The 25,241-nt window shown below is 61.8% G+C and carries 19 protein-coding genes; 14 read left to right on the forward strand and 5 right to left on the reverse strand.

What is annotated here, in order from left to right; all coding sequences use genetic code 11:
• The first annotated feature begins 31 nt into the window (after positions 1-31).
• The 7 genes from ruvB (at position 32) to GBB18_RS01835 (ending at position 9,576) form a co-directional block, all read left to right on the forward strand.
• Entirely contained in the window at positions 32-1,099 is a 1,068-nt protein-coding gene (gene ruvB, locus GBB18_RS01805) for a Holliday junction branch migration DNA helicase RuvB (protein WP_151640542.1), read from the forward strand.
• A 74-nt stretch (positions 1,100-1,173) separates the two neighbouring features.
• Positions 1,174-1,620 carry a preprotein translocase subunit YajC gene (yajC, locus tag GBB18_RS01810; RefSeq protein ID WP_151640543.1) on the forward strand — a complete coding sequence of 149 codons (447 nt, stop codon included), beginning with the start codon at positions 1,174-1,176 and terminating at the stop codon, positions 1,618-1,620.
• A gap of 220 nt (positions 1,621-1,840) precedes the next feature.
• The gene (gene secD / locus GBB18_RS01815) at positions 1,841-3,721 is read left to right on the forward strand and encodes a protein translocase subunit SecD (RefSeq protein ID WP_151640658.1); all 1,881 of its coding nucleotides are present in this window, start codon (positions 1,841-1,843) and stop codon (positions 3,719-3,721) included.
• 2 nt (positions 3,722-3,723) lie between these two features.
• On the forward strand, positions 3,724-4,830 hold the full coding sequence (secF, locus tag GBB18_RS01820) for a protein translocase subunit SecF (protein ID WP_151640544.1): 1,107 nt from the start codon (positions 3,724-3,726) through the stop codon (positions 4,828-4,830).
• Positions 4,831-4,951: 121 nt separating this feature from the next.
• A complete protein-coding gene (locus GBB18_RS01825) occupies positions 4,952-6,544 on the forward strand; it encodes an ABC transporter substrate-binding protein (protein ID WP_192795875.1) in 1,593 nt (530 codons plus the stop codon).
• Positions 6,545-6,721: 177 nt separating this feature from the next.
• Entirely contained in the window at positions 6,722-7,267 is a 546-nt protein-coding gene (locus GBB18_RS01830) for an adenine phosphoribosyltransferase (RefSeq protein WP_151640546.1), read from the forward strand.
• Between the two features lie 23 nt (positions 7,268-7,290).
• Positions 7,291-9,576 carry a bifunctional (p)ppGpp synthetase/guanosine-3',5'-bis(diphosphate) 3'-pyrophosphohydrolase gene (locus GBB18_RS01835; RefSeq protein WP_151640547.1) on the forward strand — a complete coding sequence of 762 codons (2,286 nt, stop codon included), beginning with the start codon at positions 7,291-7,293 and terminating at the stop codon, positions 9,574-9,576.
• 131 nt (positions 9,577-9,707) lie between these two features.
• Here the strand turns inward: GBB18_RS01835 and GBB18_RS01840 are convergent, their stop codons facing one another.
• The gene (locus tag GBB18_RS01840) at positions 9,708-10,562 is read right to left on the reverse strand and encodes a peptidylprolyl isomerase (RefSeq protein WP_151640548.1); all 855 of its coding nucleotides are present in this window, start codon (positions 10,560-10,562) and stop codon (positions 9,708-9,710) included.
• 109 nt (positions 10,563-10,671) lie between these two features.
• Here GBB18_RS01840 and GBB18_RS01845 point away from each other — a divergent pair, with 109 nt between their 5' ends.
• Both GBB18_RS01845 and hisS read left to right on the forward strand, forming a co-directional pair.
• The gene (locus tag GBB18_RS01845) at positions 10,672-11,301 is read left to right on the forward strand and encodes an MBL fold metallo-hydrolase (RefSeq protein ID WP_151640549.1); all 630 of its coding nucleotides are present in this window, start codon (positions 10,672-10,674) and stop codon (positions 11,299-11,301) included.
• A 15-nt stretch (positions 11,302-11,316) separates the two neighbouring features.
• On the forward strand, positions 11,317-12,594 hold the full coding sequence (gene hisS / locus GBB18_RS01850) for a histidine--tRNA ligase (RefSeq protein ID WP_192795876.1): 1,278 nt from the start codon (positions 11,317-11,319) through the stop codon (positions 12,592-12,594).
• Positions 12,595-12,686: 92 nt separating this feature from the next.
• Here the strand turns inward: hisS and GBB18_RS01855 are convergent, their stop codons facing one another.
• The 4 genes from GBB18_RS01855 to GBB18_RS01870 form a co-directional block, all read right to left on the reverse strand.
• Positions 12,687-14,081 (reverse strand): L-serine ammonia-lyase, encoded by a 1,395-nt coding sequence (locus tag GBB18_RS01855; RefSeq protein ID WP_151640551.1) that lies wholly within the window; start codon positions 14,079-14,081, stop codon positions 12,687-12,689.
• Between the two features lie 157 nt (positions 14,082-14,238).
• Positions 14,239-14,796, reverse strand: a complete 558-nt coding sequence (locus GBB18_RS01860) for a CE1759 family FMN reductase (protein ID WP_151640552.1) — start codon at positions 14,794-14,796, stop codon at positions 14,239-14,241.
• A gap of 100 nt (positions 14,797-14,896) precedes the next feature.
• Positions 14,897-15,685 (reverse strand): CBS domain-containing protein, encoded by a 789-nt coding sequence (locus tag GBB18_RS01865; protein WP_151640553.1) that lies wholly within the window; start codon positions 15,683-15,685, stop codon positions 14,897-14,899.
• Between the two features lie 48 nt (positions 15,686-15,733).
• Complete coding sequence (locus GBB18_RS01870; protein WP_151640554.1) at positions 15,734-16,609, reverse strand: neutral zinc metallopeptidase; 876 nt, start codon at positions 16,607-16,609, stop codon at positions 15,734-15,736.
• Positions 16,610-16,797: 188 nt separating this feature from the next.
• On the opposite strand from GBB18_RS01870, the gene aspS reads away from it, so the two are divergent.
• The 5 genes from aspS to ruvX all read left to right on the forward strand — a co-directional run bounded on the left by aspS (position 16,798) and on the right by ruvX (position 25,188).
• A complete protein-coding gene (aspS, locus tag GBB18_RS01875) occupies positions 16,798-18,591 on the forward strand; it encodes an aspartate--tRNA ligase (protein ID WP_151640555.1) in 1,794 nt (597 codons plus the stop codon).
• A 401-nt stretch (positions 18,592-18,992) separates the two neighbouring features.
• Positions 18,993-20,273: a phosphotransferase family protein gene (locus tag GBB18_RS01880; protein WP_151640556.1), complete on the forward strand. Its 1,281-nt coding sequence runs from the start codon at positions 18,993-18,995 to the stop codon at positions 20,271-20,273.
• Positions 20,274-20,290: 17 nt separating this feature from the next.
• Entirely contained in the window at positions 20,291-21,667 is a 1,377-nt protein-coding gene (locus tag GBB18_RS01885) for a replication-associated recombination protein A (RefSeq protein WP_151640557.1), read from the forward strand.
• Between the two features lie 55 nt (positions 21,668-21,722).
• Entirely contained in the window at positions 21,723-24,386 is a 2,664-nt protein-coding gene (alaS, locus tag GBB18_RS01890; protein WP_151640558.1) for an alanine--tRNA ligase, read from the forward strand.
• A gap of 283 nt (positions 24,387-24,669) precedes the next feature.
• The gene (gene ruvX, locus GBB18_RS01895; protein WP_151640559.1) at positions 24,670-25,188 is read left to right on the forward strand and encodes a Holliday junction resolvase RuvX; all 519 of its coding nucleotides are present in this window, start codon (positions 24,670-24,672) and stop codon (positions 25,186-25,188) included.
• The last annotated feature ends 53 nt before the right edge of the window (positions 25,189-25,241 follow it).

The raw sequence follows: 25,241 nt of genomic DNA on the forward strand, positions 1-25,241 counted from the left end.
TCGAGGAGCAAGTGGGAAGGACACCTGCGCTATGTCGAATGTAGAAAAAACCGAGTTTCAGCTCCCTGAGGGGGCATTGCGTCCACCGGATTCGGCTGTGCGCCCGCAGCTCAACGAAGGCGAGCACGATGATGAGGTAAACCTGCGCCCGAAAAGTCTGGGCGAGTTCATCGGCCAGCCCAAAGTGCGCGAGCAACTCGAGCTGGTGCTTGGCGGGGCCAGGAGCAGGGGAGTGGCGCCCGACCATGTGCTGTTATCTGGCCCGCCTGGGCTGGGCAAAACCACGATGGCAATGATCATCGCCGCCGAGCTCAACTCGAATCTGCGCATGACCTCTGGTCCCGCGCTCGAACGCGCCGGCGATCTGGCAGCCATGCTGTCCAATCTCACCGAGGGCGATGTGCTGTTCATCGATGAGATCCACCGTATGGCTCGTCCGGCGGAGGAGATGCTCTACATGGCGATGGAGGATTTCCGTATTGATGTGATTGTCGGCAAAGGCCCCGGTGCCACTTCGATCCCCTTGGAGCTGGCTCCCTTCACCCTGGTGGGGGCGACCACGCGCTCGGGTATGCTTACCGGTCCGCTCCGCGATCGTTTCGGTTTCACCGCCCAAATGGAGTTCTACGGCCCCGCTGATCTCACTCGGGTGGTGCTGCGCGCCGCCAAGATTCTCGGGGTGAGCATCGATGAGGAGGCCGGCCACGAAATCGCCTCCCGCTCCCGCGGTACCCCGCGTATCGCTAATCGCCTGCTGCGGCGGGTGCGCGATTATGCCGATGTGCACTCCAATGGGCACATCAATCTCTCTGCGGCGCAGTCCGCGCTCGTGGTCTTTGACGTCGATGAGATGGGCCTTGACCGTTTGGATCGGGCGGTGCTCACCGCGTTGATCAAGGGCCACGGCGGCGGGCCGGTGGGGGTGAGCACCCTCGCCATTGCGGTGGGCGAGGAGCCCTCGACTGTCGAGGAAGTCTGCGAGCCTTATCTCGTGCGCGCCGGCATGATTAGCCGCACCGGGCGCGGCCGAGTGGCCACCGCTGCGGCCTGGCGCCACCTCGGCTTGGAGCCGCCGGAGGGAACAGTGGGGCTGTTCTAGGTCCGCCGACACCACACGGGCGGGTGGATATCCCGTTGTTCACGGCGCCAGAGTTTGGCACACTAGTAGGCACTATGACGACTGTATTTCTGCTCATTATTCTGGCGCTCTTTTTACTGCCTGCCTTTTTGCAGATGCGCACTCAGCGCAAGCGGCTCAATGAGATCCGCCAGGTTCAAGAATCCCTGCGTCCCGGCGACCGTGTCGTCACCAGCGCTGGGCTCTACGCTACGGTGCGCGATCGCAGCGAGAACACCGTGGACCTCGAAATCGCCGAGGGCGTGGTGTCCACCTTCGAGCTGATCGCTGTGGTGCGTAAGCTCGAGGTCCCTGGCGCCGAGTCCGCTCCGGTGATGGAGGAGGCGAGCGAGCAGCCCCTCGCACCCCAGCACGACGAGCAGCCTGGCGAGGGGGTGCACCCCGAGAACCTAGAGCGACCGCATCCGGAACAGCAGGATGGACCGACCTCCGAGCAGCACCCCGAAGGTTGGGAAGGCTCTGCTGAGAACCGCCGCGACTAAACTGTTGATTTCATTCACCGCCTCCACTGGCTACTGATTCAGTGGGGGCGTGTCCTATGCCGTACTATGGTCGAATGACCTGCGCGCGCTGTGCATGCGGCGCGCAACCGCTGCCCCCAGTGCATCGTGGTGGTGGCGGCTGATTCACGCCGGTTGATGAGGCACGCGGGCCACGGCGCCCGTGGTGAGCCTCATGCGTTCATTGGAGGAGGAAACGTTCGTGGCATCCCGCAGCAAGCGGTCGCAGCTGGGACCATCGGCATGGCCGAAGCGGGCGATCGGCGTGTTTGCGCTGATCCTCGTGCTGGTTTACGCCCTGGTCTTGTTCACTGGAGACCGCAGGCCCGTCCCCAAGCTGGGTATTGATCTTCAAGGCGGGACTCGGGTGACACTGGTCCCACAGGGCCAGGATCCCACTTCGGAGCAACTCGCGCAGGCGCGCACCATTCTGGAGAACCGCGTGAACGGCATGGGCGTCAGTGGCGCGGAGGTGATCACCGATGGCGATACGCTCGTGATCTCCGTACCGGGTGAAGATACCGCTCAGGCCAAGGCGCTCTCGCAGACCTCGCAACTGATGTTCCGCCCTGTGCTCACCCCAACCGAGGTTCCTTCCCCAGAGGATAACCTCTCGGCGCTGGAGGCCATGGCGAACCGCTGGGTCAGTGTCGGCGCGAGTACCAAGGAGCACGCTCAGGACGTTCTCGACGAGGTCGCCAGCACCTTGTCGACAAACTCCGAGCAGCTCGTGGGGGAGAAGAAGACCTTCGACGCTCCCAAGGTCAGCGAGAACCCTCCGGCCGAGCCGAAGAACTCCCTCGAGCAAGCCGAACAGCGCGATAAGGAGCTGGAGGTGCTCCGCGAGGACCGCCAGTCCGATGATCTCGCGCGGCAAGTAGCGGCCCGTCAACTCATGGTGTGTGAGCAACAAGAGGACCGCTCCCAGCCGGCCCCGCTCGATCCCCTCGCCGGCACCGATGATCCTAAAAAGCCCTTGGTGGCCTGTGATCCGAGCGTTGGTCAGGTGATGCTTCTCGACGCCGTCCCACTGCTCGTGGGCCAGACCGATGAGGAGCAGGGCACGCGCCTGACCGGTAATGAGATCGATACCTCCCAGCCGATCACCGGTGGCTTCAACCCCGAGCGCAACACCATGGAGATCAACTTCGCCTTCAAGTCTTCCGGTGGCGAGCAGGGCTCCTCTACGTGGGCGAAGCTGACCGAGGAATACCTGCAGCGGCAGATTGCGATCACGCTTGATTCGCAGATTATCTCCGCCCCAGTGATCCAATCCGCCACCCCGGTGGGATCGGGCACCTCGATTACGGGTAGTTTCTCGCAGCAGGAAGCCACGGAGTTAGCTAATAACCTGCGCTATGGTGCACTGCCCTTGAGCTTCGCCGGCGAAAACGGTGAGCTTGGCGGAACCACCACCACGATCCCGCCCTCGCTGGGTAGCGCCTCGCTGCAGGCAGGATTGATTGCGGGCATTGTTGGCTTGGTGCTCATCGCTGTCTTCGCCTTCAGCTACTACCGCGTGTTCGGCGCGCTCGCGATCTTTACCCTCGTGGCGGCGAATGTCTTGGTCTACGGCGCCCTCGTGCTGCTGGGCCGATGGATCGGCTATAGCCTCGACTTGGCCGGCATCGCCGGTCTGATCATCGGTCTAGGCACCACGGCCGACTCCTTCGTGGTGTTCTACGAGCGCATCAAGGACGAGATCCGCGATAATAACCGGACCTTCCGCTCTGCAGTGCCCCGCGGGTGGCAGTCCGCTAAGCGCACCATTCTCAGTGGTAACACGGTGTCGCTGATTGCGGCCATCGTGCTCTACGTCCTCGCAGTCGGATCGGTCAAGGGTTTCGCCTTTACCTTGGGTCTGACCACGATCTTCAACTTGGTTGTCACCTTCTTGGTCACCGCGCCGCTCGTGCTGCTCGCCAGCCGTCGTGCGTGGTTCAATAAGACGTCCCGTAATGGCTTTGGTGCGGTGATGAAGGTGCGCGATGAGCGCGCTGCTGCCGACTCCGCTGTGGAAGCGCCCTATGCCAATGAGGTTATCGCCGGCAACGGCTCGAACGATGCGGCAGGAGAGAAGTAACCATGAGTGATACCTCTATGATCAAGCGGCTCTACACCGGCGAGGGCGGGGTCGATTTCATCGGCAAACGCACGCGCTGGTACACCATCGCCGCCATGTTCATCCTTATTGCACTCGCCTCGATCGCGATCCGAGGATTCAGCCTCGGTATCGATTTCGAGGGCGGAACAAAGATGAATATGCCCGCTGGGGATCTGGACGAGACCCGAGTGGAGCAGGTTTTTGAAGAGGCCACTGGGGTGGACCCGCACGCAGTGCAGGTCGTTGGCTCGGGCGATGCTCGCATCCTGGAGATTACCTCGGAGCGTCTCGGCGAGGATCAGATCAATGACGCCCGTGCGGCGCTCTATGATGCCTTCCAGCCCAAGGACTCGCAGGGAGATCCTTCCCCGGATGCTATCGGTGACTCCACCGTCTCCGAGTCCTGGGGTTCGACCATTACCCAACGCATGCTGTTGGCCATGGGGGTGTTCCTTGCGCTTGTCTTTGCCTTTATTGCCCTGCGTTTTGAGAAGCTCATGGGTGTATCCGCGATCGCGTGTATCACGGTGGACGCCATCGTGATCTCTGGGGTGTATGCCCTTATCGGTTTCGAGGTCACCCCAGCTACCGTGATCGGCCTGCTGACCGTACTGGCCTTCTCGCTTTATGACACCGTGGTGGTGTTCGATAAAGTCTCCGAACTTACCGCAGGTTTTCAATCCTCGCGCCGCCGCACCTATGCGGAGCTGGCCAACCGTGCCATTAACCAGACGGTGATGCGCTCGATCTCCACCACGGTGCTCTCGGCACTGCCGATCATCTCGCTGATGGTGGTCGCGGTGTGGATGCTCGGTGTGGGTACCTTGAAGGATCTTGCTCTGGTGCAGCTCATCGGCGTGGTGCAGGGTACGCTCTCCTCGATCTTCCTCGCCGCCCCCTGTTTGGTGTCGATGAAGAACCGCACCAAGGAGGTGCGTGAACACAACGCCGCCGTGGAGCGCTACCGCTCTGGGGCAGCAGAAGAACCGGAGGAGGCTCCGGTGGATACTGGCCGCACGGTTCATGCTCCGCGGCCCGCAGAGTATGGTCAGCCGGAGGCGCTCAGCTGGCGCCCCACCACCCACTAGCGATGTGCCTGGCGGCGCTGAGGACCACGCGGCCACGGCAGCGGCGGTGCCCCACGGGGCACCGCCGCTGCCGTGGCGCCGGTGGGCGTCGATAAGCACAGCAAGAATGAAGGAAACCCTGATGAGTGCAGGAATGACTCTGCGCCGCGTGATCGTGATGCTAGCTGTGGGGGTTCTCGGGCTGGCCGGCTGCGCGGAGGAAGAACAGTTACCACAGGAAGTCTTCGGCTATGCCGTGGATACGCCGCTGGTAACGACCAATGCGGCCTCCACAATCGGGGTGAGTACCAACGCGGAACAGCTGGCCTCACGGCTGTATCCACCGGTATTCATGCACGGCCCGCAAGGGCAGAGCATTCCCAATATGGATCTGGCGCAGGGCCAGTCCCTTCCGGGACAAACCGTGCAGATCATTTACACCATTAATAAGCGGGCTATTTTTTCCGATGAGGTGCCCGTGACCTGCGATGATTTTTATCTCTCCTTCATCGCCGCGACGCGGGAAGCCTATTTCAAGGCCTATAACCCGCTGATGCAGCAGGTGGCAGATGTGAAGTGCGAGCGCGGCTCCAAGAACTTCACGGTGCAGTTCAAAGACTCCTTCGGTTCTCGGTGGCGGCAGCTCTTCGGCCCCGGCACTGTGCTGCCCGCCCACATCATCGCCCGCGCCGCCGGAATGAGCGAAGATGAGATGTGGCAGGCAGTGGACAGCGGCGCTGCCGAGCCGATGGAAAAGGTTGGCAACGCATGGAACGATGCTTTTCTGCTGAAGAACTTTAACCCCGAACTTCACGCCTCCTCGGGCCCGATGAAGATCTCCGAGGTGCTCGATGATGGTTCGGTTGTGCTCGTGCCCAATCCGCACTACGCAGGAGACGCCCCCTCCCTCGATAAGATCGTGGTCTACCCCGCTGGGGTGGACCGAGTGGCGAAGTCCGAGCAGAACTCCTTGGAGATCGCGGATCTGGTTAATGCCTGCTCGATCGACTGGGTGGACCGCAATGACACCGCCAATCCCTATGAGGTCACCCGTGAGGTGGGGCAGCTGATCGAACAACTCAATCTCGCCAACTCGGGAGTACTCGCCACCCCTGCGAAGCGACAGGGCTTTGCCGCCTGCATAGATCAAAACGAGATCGCCCACTTATCCTCCGAGTACTCCGGCGTGGATGTGCCGCCGGTAGGTACCCGGCTCAGCCCGGCGATTGCGCCGACATTCGCGAGCACCCGTGATATTTCCGACCGCAACCTCGGCACCGATATGGCCAAAGCCCGCGCGGAGCTGGAGGGGGCGACGATCCGTATCGGATATACCGCCCCCGATCCACGGAAAAAGGCGATCGTGGACGCCATCAGCGAGAGCTGCGCCAAAGCCGGGATCACGATCAAGGACGTCTCGGATATCACCAATGATCTCGGTGATCTCTCCCGCACCGCAACGAATGAGTGGGGCGGCCCAGCCGATCTGGATGGTCAAGCCGACGCGATCTTGGTGGCGGTGGATACTCGTACCGAGTATGCCTCGGTGAACGCACCCGCGAACAATAGCGAGCTATTGCGCCAAGCGGAAGAGCGGTTGTGGGATGAGATTCCCTCAATTCCGCTTGCTGCCCAACCCCGCACGTTTGTGGTGGACAACTCGGTGGGTAACGTTGTTCCTAACACCTCGCGAGCGGGGATCGGCTGGAACATGTCGCGCTGGCAGATCGAATAACTTGCGCTCGCCTCTCGCGGCGCTGGCGCCTTGTCGTAGCGGTGCGGTCGTGGCAGTCGATCGCGTTCGTGGGGGAGTGTCTCAACTTCATGCTCGATGAATCCCGTGCACCTTTGGTGCCCGCTGGGTGAGCCTAGGCCCGCCCAGCCCCTGACAGGAAGGCCACACCTAATAGCCATGTCGTATGCAACCGCCCGCGACGCCCTTGCCGATCGCATCCGCTATGTGCCCGATTTTCCCGCCGAAGGCGTGATCTTTGAAGATCTCACCCCGGTGCTCGCCGACGGGGAGGCATTGCGTGTGATCGTCGATGAGCTCTCCCAGGCTGTCAAAGAGATGGGTGCGGAGATGATCGGTGGTCTCGATGCCCGTGGCTTTCTACTCGGCTCGGCGGTGGCGTACAAGCTCGGCATGGGCGTGCTGGCCATCCGGAAAAAGGGCAAGCTGCCGCCGCCGGTCTTCAGTGCGGAATATGACCTGGAATATGGCTCGGCAGCACTCGAGATCCCAGGCAGTGGTGTGGAGTTGCAGGGGCGAAAGATTGCGCTTGTCGACGACGTCCTCGCCACGGGCGGCACTCTCTGCGCGGCGCGAAGCCTGCTGGAGAAGGCTGGGGCCACTGTGGTGGGCAATGCTCTCGTGCTGGAGGTCGGAGGCCTCGGCGGTCGGCAGAAGCTTGAGGACTTACCTTTGGTTGTCCTCAACAATGGGGATATCGCCTAGGTTTATCTAATACACTTATCGCTATGCCGGAAAACAAACCTGGACGCAACCAAGTCAGTGTCCGCAGCATGTCTGCCAGGCTCGCTCGTAGCCTCACCGGCAACAAGGTCAAGGCTAATCCTGTCCTCGAGCCGCTGATCAGCATTCACCGCGAGATCCACCCGAAGTGCGATGTCGCCCTCTTGGAGCGGGCGTACTCCACCGCCGAGCGGCTGCACGAAGGCGTGTTTCGCAAGTCCGGTGATCCCTATATCACCCATCCCTTAGCGGTAGCCACGATCGCCGCGGAGATCGGCATGGATACCACCACTCTTTTGGCGGCGCTGCTGCATGACACGGTGGAGGACACCGACTACACCCTGGAGGATCTCACCCGAGACTTCGGCGAGGAAGTCGCCCGCATGGTTGACGGCGTGACCAAGCTAGACAAGGTGGCGCTCGGAGCGGCCGCGGAGGCGGAAACAATCCGCAAAATGATCGTGGCCATGAGCAATGATCCGCGCGTGTTGGTGATCAAGGTGGCCGATCGCCTGCACAACATGCGCACCATGCGCTTTTTGCCCCCAGAGAAGCAGGCCAAAAAGGCGCGCGAGACCCTCGAGGTGATTGCACCGTTGGCGCACCGGCTCGGCATGGCTTCGGTGAAGTGGGAGCTGGAGGATCTCTCCTTCGCCATTTTGTATCCGAAGAAGTACCAGGAGATCGTGCGCTTGGTGGCGGACCGTGCCCCCTCGCGGGATCGCTATATCACCCAGATTATCGACGAGCTCAGCACCACCCTCAAGGACAACAACATCCACGCCGAGGTGATGGGCCGGCCGAAACACTATTGGTCCATCTATCAGAAGATGATCGTGCGGGGCCGCGATTTCGACGAGATCTTCGATCTCATCGGTATCCGCGTGCTCGTGGATGACATCAATAGCTGCTATGCCGCCATCGGTGCGGTGCACTCGCTCTACGCCGCCATGCCCGGACGCTTCAAGGACTATATTTCCGCGCCTCGCTTTGGGGTGTATCAGTCCCTTCACACCACCGTGATGGGGCCGGGCGCGAAGCCGCTTGAGGTGCAGGTGCGCACCCATGAGATGCACTACAACGCCGAGTTCGGCATTGCCGCGCACTGGCGCTACAAGGAGACCAAGGGCTCGCACAAGGGTGATAAAGCCGACCTTGATCAGATGGCGTGGTTGCGCCAGCTGTTGGATTGGCAAAAAGAGGCCGCCGACCCGAATGAGTTTCTCGACTCGCTGCGCTATGACCTCAGCAGCACGCAGATCTTCGTGTTCACCCCCAAGGGTGATGTGGTGAACCTGCCGGTGGATGCCACCCCAGTGGACTTCGCCTATGCGGTACACACCGAGGTGGGGCATCGCTGTATCGGCGCGAAGATCAACGGCAAATTGGTGGCGCTCGAAACCAAGCTGAACTCCGGTGATCGGGTAGAGGTATTCACTTCCAAAGATCAGGCAGCGGGGCCCAGCCAGGACTGGGAGAAGTTCGTGGCCTCGCCGCGCGCCAAGGCGAAGATCCGGCAGTGGTTCGCCAAGGAGCGCCGCGAAGAGCATGTGGAGCTCGGCCGTGATGCCCTCGCCACCGAAGTGCAGCGTGGCGGGTTGCCACTGCACCGGCTGATCACCTCGCAGTCCATGCGGGCGGTGGCCGAGGAGCTGCATTACCAAGACGTGGAGACGCTCTACGCCGCTATCGGTAATGGTTCGGTCTCAGCGCGGCATGTGACGAATCGCCTCATGGCCACCTTCGGGGATGCCGACGACGCCGAGGACGCCCTAGCCGCGCGCACGCCTTTCCACGAGCTGGTGAATTCGAAGCAGCGAGCTAATCAGGATTCCTCCACCGGAATCTTGGTCGAAGGCAGCCCGGATGTGATGGCGAAGCTGGCCAAGTGCTGTACCCCAGTGCCGGGCGATACCATTTTCGGTTTCGTCACCCGCGGCGGCGGGGTGAGCGTGCACCGCGCCGACTGCACCAACGCCGAGAAACTCCAACAGGAGCCGGAGCGGCTCATTCAGGTCTCTTGGGCCTCGGAGTCCTCGGGGACGGTATTCGCCGCCACGCTGCAAGTCGAGGCCCTCGACCGCAATGGTCTGTTGCTGGAGGTCACCCGGGTGATCGCGGAGCAGAAGGTGACGGTGACCGCGATGAATACCCGCGTCGCCGATGACCGCGTGGCGATGCTGCGCTTTATCTTCCAGGTCTCGGATTCCAAGCAGCTGGGATCCTTGATGCACCATCTGCGCAGTATCGAAGGCGTCTTCGATGTCTACCGCGTCACCTCCGGCGGCTAAATAGCAATCAACGCTGTGTCCGCCCCTCCGGCGAAACACGAAGGCCCACGCTCTCCCCGTTGGGGGAATGAGAGTGTGGGCCTTGTCCGCGTAGTGCCGGCTGCAGTGCGTCCAGCCGCGCGGGGTGTGGCCTAGCTCACCGTTGCTGTGGTGATCTTGACTTCCTCTGCAGGAGCGCCGTCACCGGCGCCGTCGGCAGCACCCTTCTCGGCGATGGCGTCGAGAGTCTTCAACCCGGCGTCATCGATGGTGCCGAAGTAGGTGTACATCGGCGGCAGTGGAGAATCATTGTAGTTGAGGAAGAACTGCGAGCCATTGGTGTCGGGGCCGCTATTGGCCATGGCAATGGTGCCGCGCTCGTAGTTCACGGGCTGCTGCTTGGCCTGATCCGAGGCCTCATCGGTGGGGAACTCGTTGGCGAACTGGAAGCCCGGGCCGCCCGATCCCTGGCCGCTCGGATCGCCGCACTGCAGCACGTGAATACCGGAGGTGGTGATGCGGTGGCAGATCGTATCGTTGTAGAAGCCCTCCTGTGCAAGGTGTTCGACCGCGTTGACGGTGCAGGGCGAGACGGAACGATCCAGCTTCATGCCGATCGGGCCTTGGCTGGTGTCGAGGGTGACGGTGACGGTGCCGCGGGCGGGCACATCCTCCTGGTTCGGGCGTGAGACCTCCCTGCTGGCCTCACGGCCGGAATCTTCATAGGAGCAGGTGACGGTCTCCCCGAGGGGGGTGGTGCGCTCGGTGGCCAGAGGCGTGATGTCCTTCTCTGCTGCCTCGGTGGTGCTGGTCTCCTCGGAGGCCTCCACCGCATCATCGCCTTCGTGCGTCGAAGCCCAGTAGATACCGGCGGTAGCGAGACCAATCACTGCTAGCGAGGCCAGTGCCACGCCGAGAGGCTGGGTCTTTTCCTTCCGATCACGGGACTTGATTTCGCGCTCGAGGGCGCGCATCGACTCCTCGCGACGCTTCTTATTGCTCTCCATTAGGGGTGCTCACCTAGCCTCATGTGCTCGTAGATTCCGTGCTAACTGAACACAGTTTAGAGTATCGCGGGCGCGGTGGTGGTACCGCCCGCAACCTATGATGGTGAGCATGAATCTTGCGATGATGGTCACCGGCCCTTTCCAGACCAACTGCTATGTCATCTCCGATGGCGAGTTCGCTACCGTGATCGATCCCGGCCTCGGCGCGGCCGCTGCGATCACCCAGCACCTGCAGCAAAACAATCTCACCTTGGAGCAGGTACTGCTGACCCACGGCCACATTGATCACACCCGCGATGCGGCCGCACTCGCCAACGAGCTGGGCTGCACCGTCTTCATCCACCCCCAGGATGCGGGCATGCTCAAGGATGGATCTGGGGTGTCTGAGCAGGCACAGCAGCTTTTCGACGCCGCCTCCATGCCATTTCCGGACGCGTTGGACTATCTCGAGGACGGCGCTGAGGTCCGCATCTGTAAAGAGCGCTTCACGGTGCGCCATGCCCCAGGCCATTCCCCCGGTTCGGTGCTCTTCGTGGGGCGGCAGGTGTGCTTTTCTGGAGATGTGCTCTTCTCGGGCTCGATTGGCCGCACCGATCTACCTGGCTCCGATCCTGCCGCCATGAAGCGCAGCCTAGCCGATGTCGTCTCTCAGCTCCCGCCCGAGCTGCATGTGCTGCCTGGACATGGACCGGAGACTACGATGGCCACGGAGTTGAAGTCCAACCCCTTCCTCGCCTGATATACACTGTCATCCGTGACTGATTCGAAGAAATTCAAGGCATTTTCCGCTCCCAAGGGCGTTCCGGATTATGTTCCGGCGCACTCTGCTGAATTCAAGGCTGTGCAGAACACCTTGGTGGCTCAGGCGCATCGGGCGGGCTATGAGCACATTGAGTTGCCGATCTTCGAAGACACCGGCCTGTTTGCGCGCGGCGTGGGCGAATCCACCGACGTGGTGAGCAAGGAAATGTACACCTTCCCCGATCGTGGTGGGCGCTCAGTGACCCTGCGCCCCGAAGGCACGGCTGGGGTGATGCGCTCGGTTATCGAGCACAATCTCGATCGCGGCCAGCTGCCAGTGAAGCTGGCTTATGCCGGCCCCTTCTTCCGCTATGAGCGCCCCCAAGCTGGCCGCTACCGCCAGCTGCAACAGGTGGGCGTGGAAGCCATCGGTGTCGATGATCCCGCCCTTGACGCCGAGGTGGTGGCCCTCGCCGATCGCTCCTTCCGTGCTCTGGGCTTGAGCGGCTACCGACTGGAGCTGACCTCTCTTGGCGATGCCAGCTGCCGAGGCGCCTATAGAGAGAAGCTGCAGGAGTTCCTCTTCGCCTTGCCGCTGGATGAGGCCACTCGGCAGCGTGCAGAGCTGAACCCGCTGCGCGTACTGGACGATAAGCGCGAAGAGGTCAAGGAGATGACCGCCGACGCCCCGCTCATGCTGGACTATCTCTCCGCCGAGTGCCGAGAGCACTTTGAGACGGTCACGGGCCTGCTCAAGGATATGGAGATCGACTTCGAGATCAATCCGCGCTTGGTCCGAGGTTTGGACTATTACACGAAGACCTGCTTTGAGTTCGTGCACGACGGTTTGGGGGCGCAGTCCGGTATCGGCGGCGGCGGCCGCTATGACGGACTGATGAAGCAGCTCGGCGGACAGGATCTCTCCGGTATCGGCTATGGCTTGGGCGTAGACCGCGCCTTGCTGGCCATGCAGGCCGAGGGAGTGAGCCTGACCACCGGTTCCCGCGTAGACGTCTACGGCGTCGGCATGGGCGCAGACGCCAAGCGCCGACTCGCTGCTGTAATCAATGAGCTGCGCGTGGCCGGCATCTCGGCCGATATGTCTTATGGCGATCGCGGCTTGAAGGGCGCGATGAAGGGTGCGGATCGTGCCGGCGCCCAGTTCGCCCTAGTGATCGGTGATCGTGAGCTGGACAATGACGTGGTGGCGGTGAAGAATTTGAGCCGCCACGAGCAGCAGGAGGTCTCCACCGCCGCGCTGGTGGAGCACCTGCGCAACGCGCTGGGCTAAAAGCTCGGACGCATATAACGGCGCTGCCGCAATTCCTCGTACTGATCACAGGAACTGTGGCAGCGCCGTTACGCATGCCAGACCGGAGGGGGTTAGCACTCCACGCGGTTGACCTTTAATCCGATGTTCACGGCCAGACCTCCCATGGAAGTCTCCTTGTACTTGGAGAGCATGTCCTTGCCGGTATCGCTCATGGTCTTGACCGCATCATCCAAAGACACCCAGTGCTGGCCATCGCCGAAGCAGGCGAGACGGGCGGCATTGATAGACTTCACCGCGCCGATGGCATTGCGTTCAATGCAGGGTATCTGGACCAGACCTCCGATGGGATCGCAGGTGAGCCCGAGGTTGTGTTCGAGGGCGATCTCCGCGGCGTTTTCCACTTGGGCTGCGGAGCCGCCCATGATCTGCGCCAGTCCCGCCGCAGCCATAGCTGAGGCGGAGCCCACCTCCCCTTGGCAGCCGACCTCGGCGCCGGAGATGGAGGCGTTTTCTTTAATGATGAGGCCGATGGCGGCGGCGGCGAGCAAAAACTCGCGGGCAGTGTCATGGGTGAAGTCCACGCGGAAGTCCCGGGCGTAGTTCATCACCGCGGGGATGATGCCGGCTGCGCCATTGGTGGGGGCGGTGACCACCCGCCCGCCGGCGGCGTTTTCCTCATTCACTGCCAGCGCGTAGAGGTTCACCCACTCCATGGCGCGCAGCGCATCGCCCTCATCGTTCTGCTTCTCGGCGCGGATGCGCTCGAGCATGGCTGCAGCGCGACGACGCACCCGCAAGCCCCCAGGGAGCTCGCCGGTGGCGGCGGTGCCGCGCTGGATGCACTCGCTCATGGTGTGCCACACGCGGTCGAGATGGTCGAGTACATAATCGGTCCCGCCGTGCTCGCAGTGCAGTTGGGACTCATTGGCCAGCATGATGGCCGCTACCGACATGTCGTGTAGGCGACATAGCTCCAGTAGCTCATTGCCGGTGGTGAAGGGATATGGCAGTTCGCCCTCGCGGCCGGCAGTGGCGGCTCCGGCAGGCAGGGTGGAGATCTCCTCCATCTCCTCTTCCCGCAGAATGAACCCGCCGCCGACCGAGAAATAGCGCTGCGCCGCCCCGAATGGCTCGCCGGAGGCGTCGAGCTGCTGGAAGGTCATGCCATTGGGATGCTGTGGCAGGGGAGCGTTATCAAAGATGATCCGGTAGTCGATAGGCCCGTCGAAGGAATCGATAGTGCCGCTTGCCGGGATCGCCGCACCAGGGGCGGGCTCTATATCGTGGGGGACCCTATCGGGTTCGTAGCCCATCAGTCCGAGGAGCGTGGCGCGGTCGGTGCCATGTCCTAGACCTGTGGCGGCAAGCGAGCCGTGCAGAGTGATGGCAACGGCCTGGGGCTGATGCTGCCGTACATACTGCAGGGCGGCGCGCATCGGCCCAACAGTATGGGATGACGAGGGGCCGATGCCGATGCTAAAAAGATCAACCGCTGAAATAGTCATAGTGCCTAGTCTATTGCGGGCTACATCACATAAACCTCCCTAAAACTACCCTCTGGTCTGGTATGTGAGAACGGCATCTGAGCTGGGAAAATAGTAGTATGTGCGGGGGTGGGAATCTGGTATTCCAGATTCAACAAGAAGGCGGACGCCGAGCGTTCTATGGGGTGGAGGTGCCTGCCGAGCGCTTCGTCACGATCGCCTCAGAGAGCTCCTCGGCGGCACGCTGAATGCGCTCCACAAACTCTGTCGAATCCGCGCTATCGGTGGAGTGAAATACTGCCGTGGGCAAGACGCTGGCCTTCAAGTGAGTGATCAGCGGCCGCAGCGCATAGTCCACCGCGAGTAGATGGCGAGGACTGCCGGCGGTTGCTGCCAATGTCGTCGGAGTACCCACCACCGCAGTACGAGGCAGCGAGTCCACAAACATTTTCAACAGTCCCGAGAAACTGGCGGTAAAGATCGGAGTGGCAATAATCAGCCCATCGGCCTGCTCAACCTGGCGATGCGCAGCGCTAAGCGCTGGGCTGAGCTGAAAACCCTCGGTCATATAGGAGGCCAGATCGAAGGCCAAGGTGCGCACCTCGAGCTCGGAGCGGATGATAGTCTCACCTCGCTGCGCCAGCGAGTCCTCGGCAGCAGTGGCGATACGGCGCGCTAAAGAAAGCGTGGAGGACGGCGAAGAGAGCCCAGCAGAAATCACGAGCAGAGATGGCATGGTTTCTTAGGGTAGCCCAGCTGGCACAGAAGTGGCAGGGGGAGGAGAGAAGATAAGGCCGGATGCCCCTATGCGTACCCAGCCTGACGAGTACGACGGCTTAAAACTCCTCCAGCGCATCCAGCAGCGGGATCACATCGGCGGCGCCCACAATACGAATCGGCTTCTGCGATTTCTTGCCGTGCTCGGTAACAATAAGCACCCGCGGCAGCTCCGGATGCCGCAGCATCGTCACCGCCGTGGCCGCGTCAACATCGGCCGCAGCAAAGACCGCATGATCGCGCAATGCGCGGCTATGGGCGAAATCGATCACCTCGCCCACCCGAACAGACTCGAGTGCGCCCACATCCTCGCCCGCGTTGTGGCGAAGCGACCAGTCCGCAAACCACTGCGCCACCATGGTGGTGGTCAGCAGCGCCTGATAGGAGCCCTCGTGGTAGATCGGGTACTGAGAAATGCCCTTCTCATTAATAATGTGAAACACTTCGGAGAGCGAATCCTCTGGGGTGAAGCTATAGATCTTTTGCTGTCCGATCACCTGCACCACTTGCGGCGGGCTGAGCAAGACATCGCGCAGCTTCTCAATGGCGGCCACCGTATCGGTCCGCGGCTCCGCAATGGGCTCGCCCTCGCGATAAGAACCGTGGCTGATCGCATTGCGCAGATCCACAAAGGCCTCGAGCTCCATCAACTGCAGGGACGTGATAGCTCCGCTGTTTTCCATGCGGCGTGCCATCGAGCCAAAGGCTTCATAGCCCTTCGGCTGCAACACCGAGCGAAAGTGCGCTTCGATATCGTTAAATGCCGCGATGAATTGGTGGGCACGGTGTGCCGGTTCATTCGCGGTGTTGCGCTTGGCGTCGCGCTCGGCGGGGCGGGTGTCATTCATGGGGCCATCCTTCTCCACGCATCGGGGTATCACGGGGCGGGCGGAACGTTAGTTGGTATAGCCGCCGCGCTCTAAGGTGTCGCAGGTGGACATGCGGCCACTGGTGTAGCCAGCCATAAAGGCCTGCTGGCGCTGCTTCGAGGAACCGTGCGTCCAACTATCCGGCTGCACCTCTCGACCGGACTGCTGTTGGATATTGTCATCACCAATAGCGCGCGCGGTATCCACGGCCTGTTGTACCTGTTCTTCGGTAATCGGCTCGAGATAGGCATCCTCGCCCTGATCGGCATAGTGTGCCCAGAGCCCCGCATAGCAATCGGCCTGCAGCTCGATCTTTACCGCATTCGAATCCGCGCCGGGATCGTTGTAATCGCTCAAGCCTAGGGTGCCTTCCAGATTCTGGATGTGGTGGCCGTATTCGTGGGCCACCACATACATCTGGGCGAGCGGGCCGGAATCGCCGCCGAGCTGATCCAGCTGGCTAAAAAATGAGGTATCGAAATAAGCGGAGTTATCCCGCGGGCAGTAGAAGGGGCCGGTGGCGGATTGCGCGATGCCACAGCCTGATTGGGTGGCGCCTTCAAAAAGCACGGGGGTGGGCTCAGTGTAGGTGATGCCGGCCTGAGCCGACAGCTGCTCGCGCCACACATCATCGACCGACAAGGCGGTAAACATCACGCGGCAATCGTCGTAGGCGTTGGCGTCCTCGCCGGTACGGCAGTGCTCCAGCGTGCCGGACTCGCCGTGTACTTCTTGCTCGGGCGCAGTGAGCTGGCCGAGGCTGCCAATATCGCCGCCCATGAATAGATACAGCCCCACAAGTAGCAGGGTGCCAATGCCGCCGCCACCTAGCGCTACCGCTCGGCCACCGCCGCCGGTGCGGGCGCGGCTTCCCTCGCTCGTAACGTCTTTACGAAAAGTCATGCGTTTATATTCTCACATTCTTCGCGTTTATCGACGCCATCTTGCTGCGGCCGTTGCGTACTGGCGATGTGCGGGTGCGAAGATGGCGTCGATAAGCATGCACAGGGGCCGGTGTCGAATATGTCCACTATGGCGGGTAAACTCAGCACGGATCTACATATTTATGTAAAGGAAAGGGACAGCCTTCAGTGTTGCGTACTCATTATGCAGGGGATTTAAGGAAAGAAACCGCGGGTAGCACCGTGACGCTGACCGGATGGGTCGCGCGTCGCCGTGACCACGGTGGTGTGATCTTTATTGATCTTCGCGATAGTTCCGGCGTGGCGCAGGTTGTGTTCCGCGAGTCCGAGGTGGCAGAGCAGGCGCACAAGCTGCGCAGCGAGTTCTGCGTACAGGTCACCGGCGTGGTCGAGCCACGCCCGGAAGGAAGCGAAAACCCGAACCTTGCCTCCGGTGATGTGGAGGTCAACGTCTCCGAACTGGAGATCCTCAATGAGGCCTCGGCGCTGCCTTTCCAAATCGAGGACGCATCCTCCTCCGGTGAGGTGGGCGAGGAAACCCGTCTGAAGTACCGCTATCTGGACTTGCGTCGCTCCAGCCAGGCGGCCGCCATGAAGCTGCGCTCGAATGTCAATCGCGCGGCACGCGCGGTACTCGATAGCCACGGCTTCCTCGAGATCGAGACCCCCACCCTGACGCGCTCTACCCCAGAGGGGGCTCGCGACTTCCTCGTTCCGGCGCGTCTCAAGCCGGGCTCATGGTACGCCTTGCCGCAGTCGCCGCAGTTGTTCAAGCAGCTGCTCATGGTGGCCGGCATGGAGCGCTATTACCAGATCGCGCGCTGCTACCGCGATGAGGACTTCCGCGCTGACCGCCAGCCGGAGTTCACTCAGCTGGACGTGGAGATGAGCTTCGTGGACCAAGAAGACGTCATCGCCTTGGCCGAGGACATCCTAGTGGCGCTGTGGAAGGAGATCGGTTATGAGATCTCCACCCCGATCCCGCGTATGACCTACAAGGAGGCAATGGAGAAGTACGGCTCCGATAAGCCGGATCTGCGCTTCGACATCCCGCTGGTGGAATGTACCGAGTTCTTCAAGGACACCACCTTCCGCGTCTTCCAGAATGACTACGTCGGCGCCGTGGTGATGGATGGAGGCGCCTCCCAACCGCGTCGTCAGCTGGACGCCTGGCAGGAGTGGGCGAAGCAGCGCGGCGCGAAGGGCTTGGCCTATATTCTCGTGGGCGAAGACGGCGAGCTGGCCGGCCCGGTGGCCAAGAACATCACCGACACCGAGCGCGCCGGCATTGCCGAGCACGTGGGCGCCAAGCCCGGCGACTGCATCTTCTTCGCCGCCGGCGATGCCAAGTCCTCCCGTGCCCTGCTGGGCGCGGCCCGTGGCGCGATCGCCGAGAAGCTCGGCCTGATCAAGGAGGGCGACTGGGCCTTCACCTGGGTGGTGGATGCGCCCCTGTTCGAGCCCTCTGCCGACGCCACCGCCTCCGGCGATGTGGCTCTGGGACACTCCCAGTGGACCGCCGTGCACCACGCCTTTACCTCCCCGAAGCCCGAGTGGATCGATAGCTTCGATGAGAACCCAGGTGAGGCTACCGCCTACGCCTATGACATCGTCTGCAACGGCAACGAGATCGGTGGCGGCTCCATCCGTATCCATCGCCGCGATGTGCAAGAGCGCGTGTTCAAGGTGATGGGGATCAGCGATGAGGAAGCTCAAGAGAAGTTCGGCTTCCTGCTCGACGCCTTCGCCTTTGGCGCCCCGCCGCATGGCGGTATCGCCTTCGGCTGGGACCGCATCGTTTCCCTACTGGGCGGTTTCGACTCCATCCGCGATGTCATCGCCTTCCCGAAGTCTGGTGGCGGAGTAGATCCGCTCACGGCAGCCCCAGCGCCGATCACCAAGCAGCAGCGTAAGGAATCGGGCATCGACGCAAAGCCGAAGGAGAAGGACGCACAGTCCTAATCCGCACGCATCGCGGCCGCCACCCGCAGTGATGGCGGTAGCGCGCTCAGCGAGGGTGGCAGTCTCGTGCACAGTGTGCGGCAGGCGAAGCGCCCTCGCTTTCGCATGCGCGCACCCAGTTGGCGGGCATCCCGCGGCCATCTCACACGACGCCGCGCCATGGGGCTGCGGATGTGATGTCGCTGTGAATATCACCCAAGACCTATCGGTAGGACCTTCCGCTCAGGCACAATGGTGCACATGTCTGTAAGGAATTGAGTGCGTGCGTACTGTCGCGCGTCTGCCCCCAGCGGCAGTGCCGTTCCGCTGCGCATAGACCGTAGGGGAGCGGTGCTCATGCGCGGGAGCCTTAACCGAACCATACTTTTAGCTCATAACCCCACCGAGGAGAGATCACGCCCATGTCGGCGACAATCACACCCACCGCGGCCGTCGAAGAGATCCACGAGCATGTGGTTGCTCGTGCAGAGAAGCTCTTGTGCAAGCGGTACGGTGGTTCCCTCAGGTTGGTCGGCGCAGAAATTCTCGAGGGCTCGGGCAATTCCACCGTTTTGCGGTTGAAGCTCACCCCCTCGCCCTATCTGCAAGAGCGCACGGTGGTGGTCAAACACTCGCCGTCCTCGGACGATCCTCTTGATCCCACGCGCTTCCTGCGGGAGGTGGTGGCCTATCAATTCACCACCTCGCTGCCGAATGATGTTCGGCCAGGGCCGGTGCTTTTGGCCTATGACATGGACGAGCGCCTATTGGTGATTTCTGACTGTGGCGATGTAGATACCTTTGCCGATCTGATGGATCGCGCCGATACAGAGCAACGCCGCTCTTTGCTGCGCCGCCTCGGCCGCGCCCTTGGTCTGTTGCACTCGGCCTCTGCCGATCACGAACAAGACTTTGACATTCTCTTTCGCCGCATGGTGTCCAAACACGGGACACAGGCCTCCCATGCCGGGTATCGGGACCAGGCACTGGAAACCGGAGTGCTCTCGGGGCTGGAATTCCTCGAAAAGCACGGGGTGGTCATTGACGACACCGTGCGACGTTTCGCCCATGAAGCGCAGCGCCGACTGGTCTCCGGGCAGCACCGTGCATTCACCCCCTTCGATCTTTCTCCGGATAACATCGTCTACTCGGAGCGTCCGGAATTCTTGGACTATGAGTGGGCGGGCTTCCGCGATGCCACCTTCGATGTGGCCTGCGTGGTTGCCGGCTTCCCCCAGTTCGTGTTCTCCCACCGGCTCAGCGACCAAGAAGCGGATCTCTTCGTGGAGGCGTGGCGCCAAGAGGTGAGCACCATGTGGCCGAACGTGAATAACCCCGAGCGCTTACGCGCCCGCATTGTCACCGCGCTCGTGGGCTGGGCAGTGCTGTCGATCTGGCATCTCAATTTCGGCGCGCTCAACATTCTCGATCAGATGAACCCAGCCGAGGAGTCCGTCGATGATGCCGCGCAGAACACCAACTTGGGGTGGTCCGCACAGCAGATGCTCGACTCCTTCGACGACACCGCTGAGCTGGAAAGACTCGCGAAGATCGACATCTACGAAACCTTCGATGCGCTCATCCGCTTTGCCCAGCGTTCAGACGATCCCCGTTTCCCCGCCGTGGTGGATTTTGCCCAGCACGTGATCGATCGATTCGTCGGTGCCGACTTCGCCGAGACGCTGCGCGAGAGCACCCACTAGGAGTAGGTGGAGCACACATGCCCCAACAAGGCCTGTTTGATACGGCCGGAGTGGACGTGGCCGGCACGGGCGGCATAGCAGGGATGTCGGCAGGATCCTCCGCTGCGGACTATTTCCATCCCGGTGCCGCCGCCCCCTTGGCGGCGCGGATGCGCCCGCGCAGCCTCGACGAGGTGGTGGGACAAGATCACCTTCTTGGACCAGGTAAGCCGCTGCGGCGGCTGGTGGAGGGCTCTGGCGACGCCTCGGTGATTCTGTATGGCCCGCCGGGGACGGGAAAGACCACAATCGCCTCGCTGGTGAGTGCCGCCACCGGCCGGCACTTCGTGGCGCTCTCAGCGCTTAATAGCGGGGTGAAGGAGGTGCGCGCGGTCATCGATGAGGCGCGCCGTCGCCTCATCCAGGGCCAGCAAACCGTGCTCTTTATTGATGAGGTCCACCGTTTTTCGAAAACGCAGCAAGACGCGCTGCTGGCCGCAGTGGAAAACCGCACCGTATTGCTCGTGGCCGCCACCACGGAAAACCCGAGTTTTTCGGTTGTCTCGCCGCTGCTCTCACGCTCGCTCTTACTCCAGCTCAACCCGCTGGAGGATGAGTCCATTAAGCAACTGATCACACGCGCCCTCGAGGACGAACGCGGAATCGGTGGCCGCATTAGCGCCGACGATGAAGCCTTAGAGCAGCTGGTGCTGCTCGCCGGCGGCGATGGTCGTCGCAGCCTCACCTATCTCGAGGCCTGCGCGGAGGCCGTCGAGGATGGCGGCACGCTCACTCTGGAGACCATCGCAGACAACGTCAATCGCGCGATCGTGCGCTATGACCGCGATGGAGATCAGCACTATGACGTCACCAGTGCCTTCATCAAATCCATTCGCGGCTCGGATGTGGATGCGGCCTTGCACTATCTGGCACGGATGATCGATGCAGGGGAGGACCCCCGCTTTATTGCCCGCCGGCTGGTGATCGCCGCCAGCGAGGATATCGGCATGGCCGATCCCACCGCGCTCAGCACCGCTACCGCCGCTGCCCAAGCCGTACAGTTGATCGGCCTGCCCGAGGGACGTATCGTGCTCGCCCAAGCGGTGGTGCATTTGGCTACGGCACCGAAGTCCAATGCGGTGTATCGGGCCATCGACCGCGCGCTCGAGGATGTGCGCCAAGGCAAGAACTATCCGGTGCCGCAGCACCTGCGCGACGGGCACTATGAAGGCGCAAAGAAGCTGGGCAATGCGGTGGGTTATAGCTATCCGCATGATGATCCGCGTGGGGTGGTGGCGCAGCGTTATATCCCCGAAGCGCTGGAGGATGCCGTCTACTATGAGCCGAGCACCCACGGTGCGGAAAAGCGTCTGTATGATTTTATCGGCCGCCTGCGCAGGATCGTACGCGGCTAAAGAGTAAACTACCCAGAGATTGACACTCATACCACGGTGAAGCGAGGAATTTTTCGTGCAGACTCATGAGATCCGAGAGCGTTTTACGCAGCACTTCGTGAAGGCAGGCCACGAGGCCGTGCCGAGCGCCTCGCTGATTCTTGACGATCCCACCCTGCTGTTCGTGAACGCCGGCATGGTTCCCTTCAAGCCCTACTTCTTGGGCCAGCAGAATCCACCTTTCCCCAATGGCACGGCCACCTCCATCCAGAAGTGTGTGCGCACCCTCGACATCGAGGAGGTGGGAATTACCACCCGCCACAACACCTTCTTCCAGATGGCCGGCAACTTCTCCTTCGGCCAGTATTTCAAGGAAGGCGCGATCACCCACGCTTGGGAGCTGCTCACCGGAGATGTTGCCGAGGGTGGCTATGGCCTCGACCCGGAGCGCCTCTGGGTAACGGTGTATCTCGACGATGATGAGGCCGCCGATATCTGGAATAAGAAGATTGGTGTGCCCACCGAGCGCATCCAGCGCTTAGGCATGGCAGATAACTACTGGTCCATGGGCATTCCCGGCCCCTGTGGCCCCTGCTCCGAGATCTACTACGATCGCGGCCCCGAATATGGCCAAGAGGGTGGCCCAGTGGCGGATGATAACCGCTACATGGAGATCTGGAACCTCGTGTTCATGGAGAATGAGCGCGGCGAAGGCACCGGCAAGGACTCCTTCGAGGTCCTCGGTCCGTTGCCGAAGAAGAACATTGATACCGGTCTCGGCATTGAGCGCGTTGCTTGCATTATGCAGGGCGTGGACAATGTCTACGAGACGGATCTGCTGCGCCCCGTCATTGACGTGGCAGAGACCCTCACCGGCGCCACCTATGGCAAGAACCACCGGAACGATATTCGTTTCCGCGTGATCGCCGACCACTCCCGCACCGGCATGATGCTCATCCTCGACGGTGTTACCCCGGGCAATGAGGGCCGTGGCTATATTCTGCGCCGGCTCTTGCGCCGGATCATCCGCTCCGCCAAGCTGCTCGGGGCCACCGGCGAGACTATGAAACAGCTGATGAACACCATCATGGACACCATGGAGCTGTCCTACCCGGAGATCACGGAGGCCCGCGCCCGCATTCTGCAGGTGGCCACCAATGAGGAAAAGGCCTTCCTACGCACTCTCGAATCTGGGACGCACCTATTTGATAATGCCGCCGCCGAAGCCCGCGCTGCTGGGGTTAAAAGCCTCTCCGGAGATAAGGTCTTCGCCCTGCACGACACCTATGGCTTCCCGATCGATCTCACCCTCGAGATGGCCGCCGAGGCTGGCCTCGACGTGGATCGCGAGGGCTTCGATCAGCTCATGGCTGAGCAGCGCGCTCGGGCTAAGGCCGATAGCGTGGCCAAGAAGCACGGCCATGCCGACATGTCCGTCTACCGCGAGTTCGTGGACGATCACCCTACCCAATTCGTGGGCTATGACAACCTCGATTCCGAGTCCCGCGTGCTGGGTTTGATCCGCCAGGGGCAGCGTCTCGACGTCGCCTCCTCGGGCGAGGAGGTCGAGGTGATCCTCGACGTCTCGCCGATGTATGCCGAAGCAGGCGGCCAGCTGGGTGATCGCGGCCGCATTACCGCAGGCTCCGCCGATCTTGAAGTCAGCGACGTGCAGAAGATCGGCAAGAAGCTGTGGGTGCACAAGGCCCGTGTGGTCGGCGGTGAATTGGGTGTGGGCGCGCAGGTGCACACCGCTGTCGATCCGGCATGGCGGCACGCCGCCCGCCAGGCACACTCCGCCACCCACCTCATTCACGCTGCGCTGCGGGAGGTGCTCGGCCCTACAGCCGTCCAGGCTGGCTCGATGAATAAGCCCGGCTATCTGCGCTTCGATTTCAACTACACGCAGGCCTTGAGCCCTGAGCAGATGCAGCAGATTGAGTACATCACCAATCAGGCTGTGGATTCCGACCACCAGGTCAATACCATCGAAACCACCCTGGACGAGGCCAAGGCCATGGGCGCGATGGCGCTCTTCGGCGAGAACTATGGCCGCAATGTGCGCGTGGTGGAAATCGGTGGCCCCTTCTCCATGGAACTCTGCGGCGGCACCCACGTGCGGCACTCTTCTCAGATCGGCCCCGTGGCCGTGCTGGGCGAGTCCTCGGTGGGCTCTGGGGTGCGCCGCATTGAGGCCTATTCCGGCTTGGATTCCTTTTCCTACCTCTCCCGCGAGCGTGCCCTCGCCGCTGGTCTCGCTAGCTCCTTGAAGGCCCCCAGCGAAGAGCTGCCGGAGCGGATCTCTCAGCTGACCGAGAAGCTCAAGTCCGCCGAGAAGCAGATCGCCCAGCTGCACAAGCAGCAGCTGGCCGCCCAGACCGGCGAGATCCTCTCCTCGGCTCGGCCGGTAGGCGGCTATGAGCTGATCACCGCGACCCCGGCCGATAATCTCTCTGGCGGAGATCTGCGCGAGATGGCCTCTGATCTGAAGAACCGCCTCGGCGAGCGCGCCGGTGTGGTGGTGCTGGCCAGCGATAATGGTGGCAAGGTGCCCTTCATCGTTGCTGCCACCACGCAGGCGGTGTCCCAAGGGATCAAGGCCGGCGAGCTGGTCAAAATCTTCGGCAGCCACATTGGTGGCCGCGGCGGCGGCAAGCCGGATATGGCCCAGGGCTCTGGCTCTGATGTCTCCGGCATCCCTGCCGGTTTCGCTGCAGTAGCCGCAGCACTCGAGGGCTAGACTCCCGCAACGCGTGCACCCATCCCGAGGCATAAGGGATGGGTGTTTCATTTTTTTGGAAAAATTTTTCTGCGTTGAATTGGCGCGGCTCGCCGTTCCTGAGGCGTCTATCAATCAAGGTTTGACGCTTGACTGAGCGTGGGTGGGGAAGGGGATGGAGGCGTCGAAAAGCCATATTACTGGGCAACACACGCAGGAATATTTGTCACTAAACGGTTACGAATCGCTACATTGTAAATGTAGCTATGTGCTCAATGCCCGTTGTGAAGATAGAAAGATGCGAATGGCCAATAAACCAGTTCCCGATGAGCCTGGGGTTGATGATCCCGGAGTGGGTCGACGGCTTGGTATTGATGTCGGGACGGCCCGTATTGGTGTCGCCATGTCGGATCGCGACGCCTCGCTGGCTATGCCGGTGGAAACCGTGCAGCGCCAGACGGGGTTCGGGGGCAGAGACCTAGCGGACATTGACCGTCTGATCGAGATCATCGAGGACGGTCAGGTAGTGGAGGTCGTGGTCGGTTTGCCGCGCGATCTCAAGGGACATGGCTCCAAGTCAGTCAAGCATGCCAAAGAAATCGCGTTCCGGATTAACCGGCGGCTGAGTCGCGCGGGGCGCACCATTCCCGTGCGTTTCGCCGATGAACGCCTCACCACCGTCGTGGCCACCCAGGCAATGCACACGGTGGGGCGTTCCAGTCGCACGAGTCGAGACGTGATTGATCAGGCAGCTGCAGTGGAAATCTTGCAATCGTGGCTGGATGCGCGGAACAACCGCCTCTGCCGCGAGGGCGAGGAGTAAAGATTCTGAGAGGCTCAAATAAGTTATGGCTCAACGTCCTCAAGCCCGGCGCG

The organism is Corynebacterium sp. 11A, assembly GCF_008930935.1.
GTDB lineage: Bacteria > Actinomycetota > Actinomycetes > Mycobacteriales > Mycobacteriaceae > Corynebacterium > Corynebacterium megadyptis.

Bases quoted from the DNA above. Each gene is read 5' to 3' on its own strand.
- GBB18_RS01860 (WP_151640552.1), bottom strand. From the start codon at position 14,796: ATGCCATCTCTGCTCGTGATTTCTGCTGGGCTCTCTTCGCCGTCCTCC.
- GBB18_RS01870 (WP_151640554.1), bottom strand. From the start codon at position 16,609: ATGACTTTTCGTAAAGACGTTACGAGCGAGGGAAGCCGCGCCCGCACC.
- GBB18_RS01830 (WP_151640546.1), top strand. From the start codon at position 6,722: ATGTCGTATGCAACCGCCCGCGACGCCCTTGCCGATCGCATCCGCTAT.
- GBB18_RS01885 (WP_151640557.1), top strand. From the start codon at position 20,291: ATGCCCCAACAAGGCCTGTTTGATACGGCCGGAGTGGACGTGGCCGGC.
- GBB18_RS01855 (WP_151640551.1), bottom strand. From the start codon at position 14,081: ATGACTATTTCAGCGGTTGATCTTTTTAGCATCGGCATCGGCCCCTCG.
- GBB18_RS01840 (WP_151640548.1), bottom strand. From the start codon at position 10,562: ATGGAGAGCAATAAGAAGCGTCGCGAGGAGTCGATGCGCGCCCTCGAG.
- GBB18_RS01865 (WP_151640553.1), bottom strand. From the start codon at position 15,685: ATGAATGACACCCGCCCCGCCGAGCGCGACGCCAAGCGCAACACCGCG.
- ruvB (WP_151640542.1), top strand. From the start codon at position 32: ATGTCGAATGTAGAAAAAACCGAGTTTCAGCTCCCTGAGGGGGCATTG.
- secF (WP_151640544.1), top strand. From the start codon at position 3,724: ATGAGTGATACCTCTATGATCAAGCGGCTCTACACCGGCGAGGGCGGG.
- ruvX (WP_151640559.1), top strand. From the start codon at position 24,670: ATGGCCAATAAACCAGTTCCCGATGAGCCTGGGGTTGATGATCCCGGA.
- GBB18_RS01845 (WP_151640549.1), top strand. From the start codon at position 10,672: ATGAATCTTGCGATGATGGTCACCGGCCCTTTCCAGACCAACTGCTAT.
- GBB18_RS01825 (WP_192795875.1), top strand. From the start codon at position 4,952: ATGAGTGCAGGAATGACTCTGCGCCGCGTGATCGTGATGCTAGCTGTG.
- GBB18_RS01835 (WP_151640547.1), top strand. From the start codon at position 7,291: ATGCCGGAAAACAAACCTGGACGCAACCAAGTCAGTGTCCGCAGCATG.
- yajC (WP_151640543.1), top strand. From the start codon at position 1,174: ATGACGACTGTATTTCTGCTCATTATTCTGGCGCTCTTTTTACTGCCT.
- GBB18_RS01880 (WP_151640556.1), top strand. From the start codon at position 18,993: ATGTCGGCGACAATCACACCCACCGCGGCCGTCGAAGAGATCCACGAG.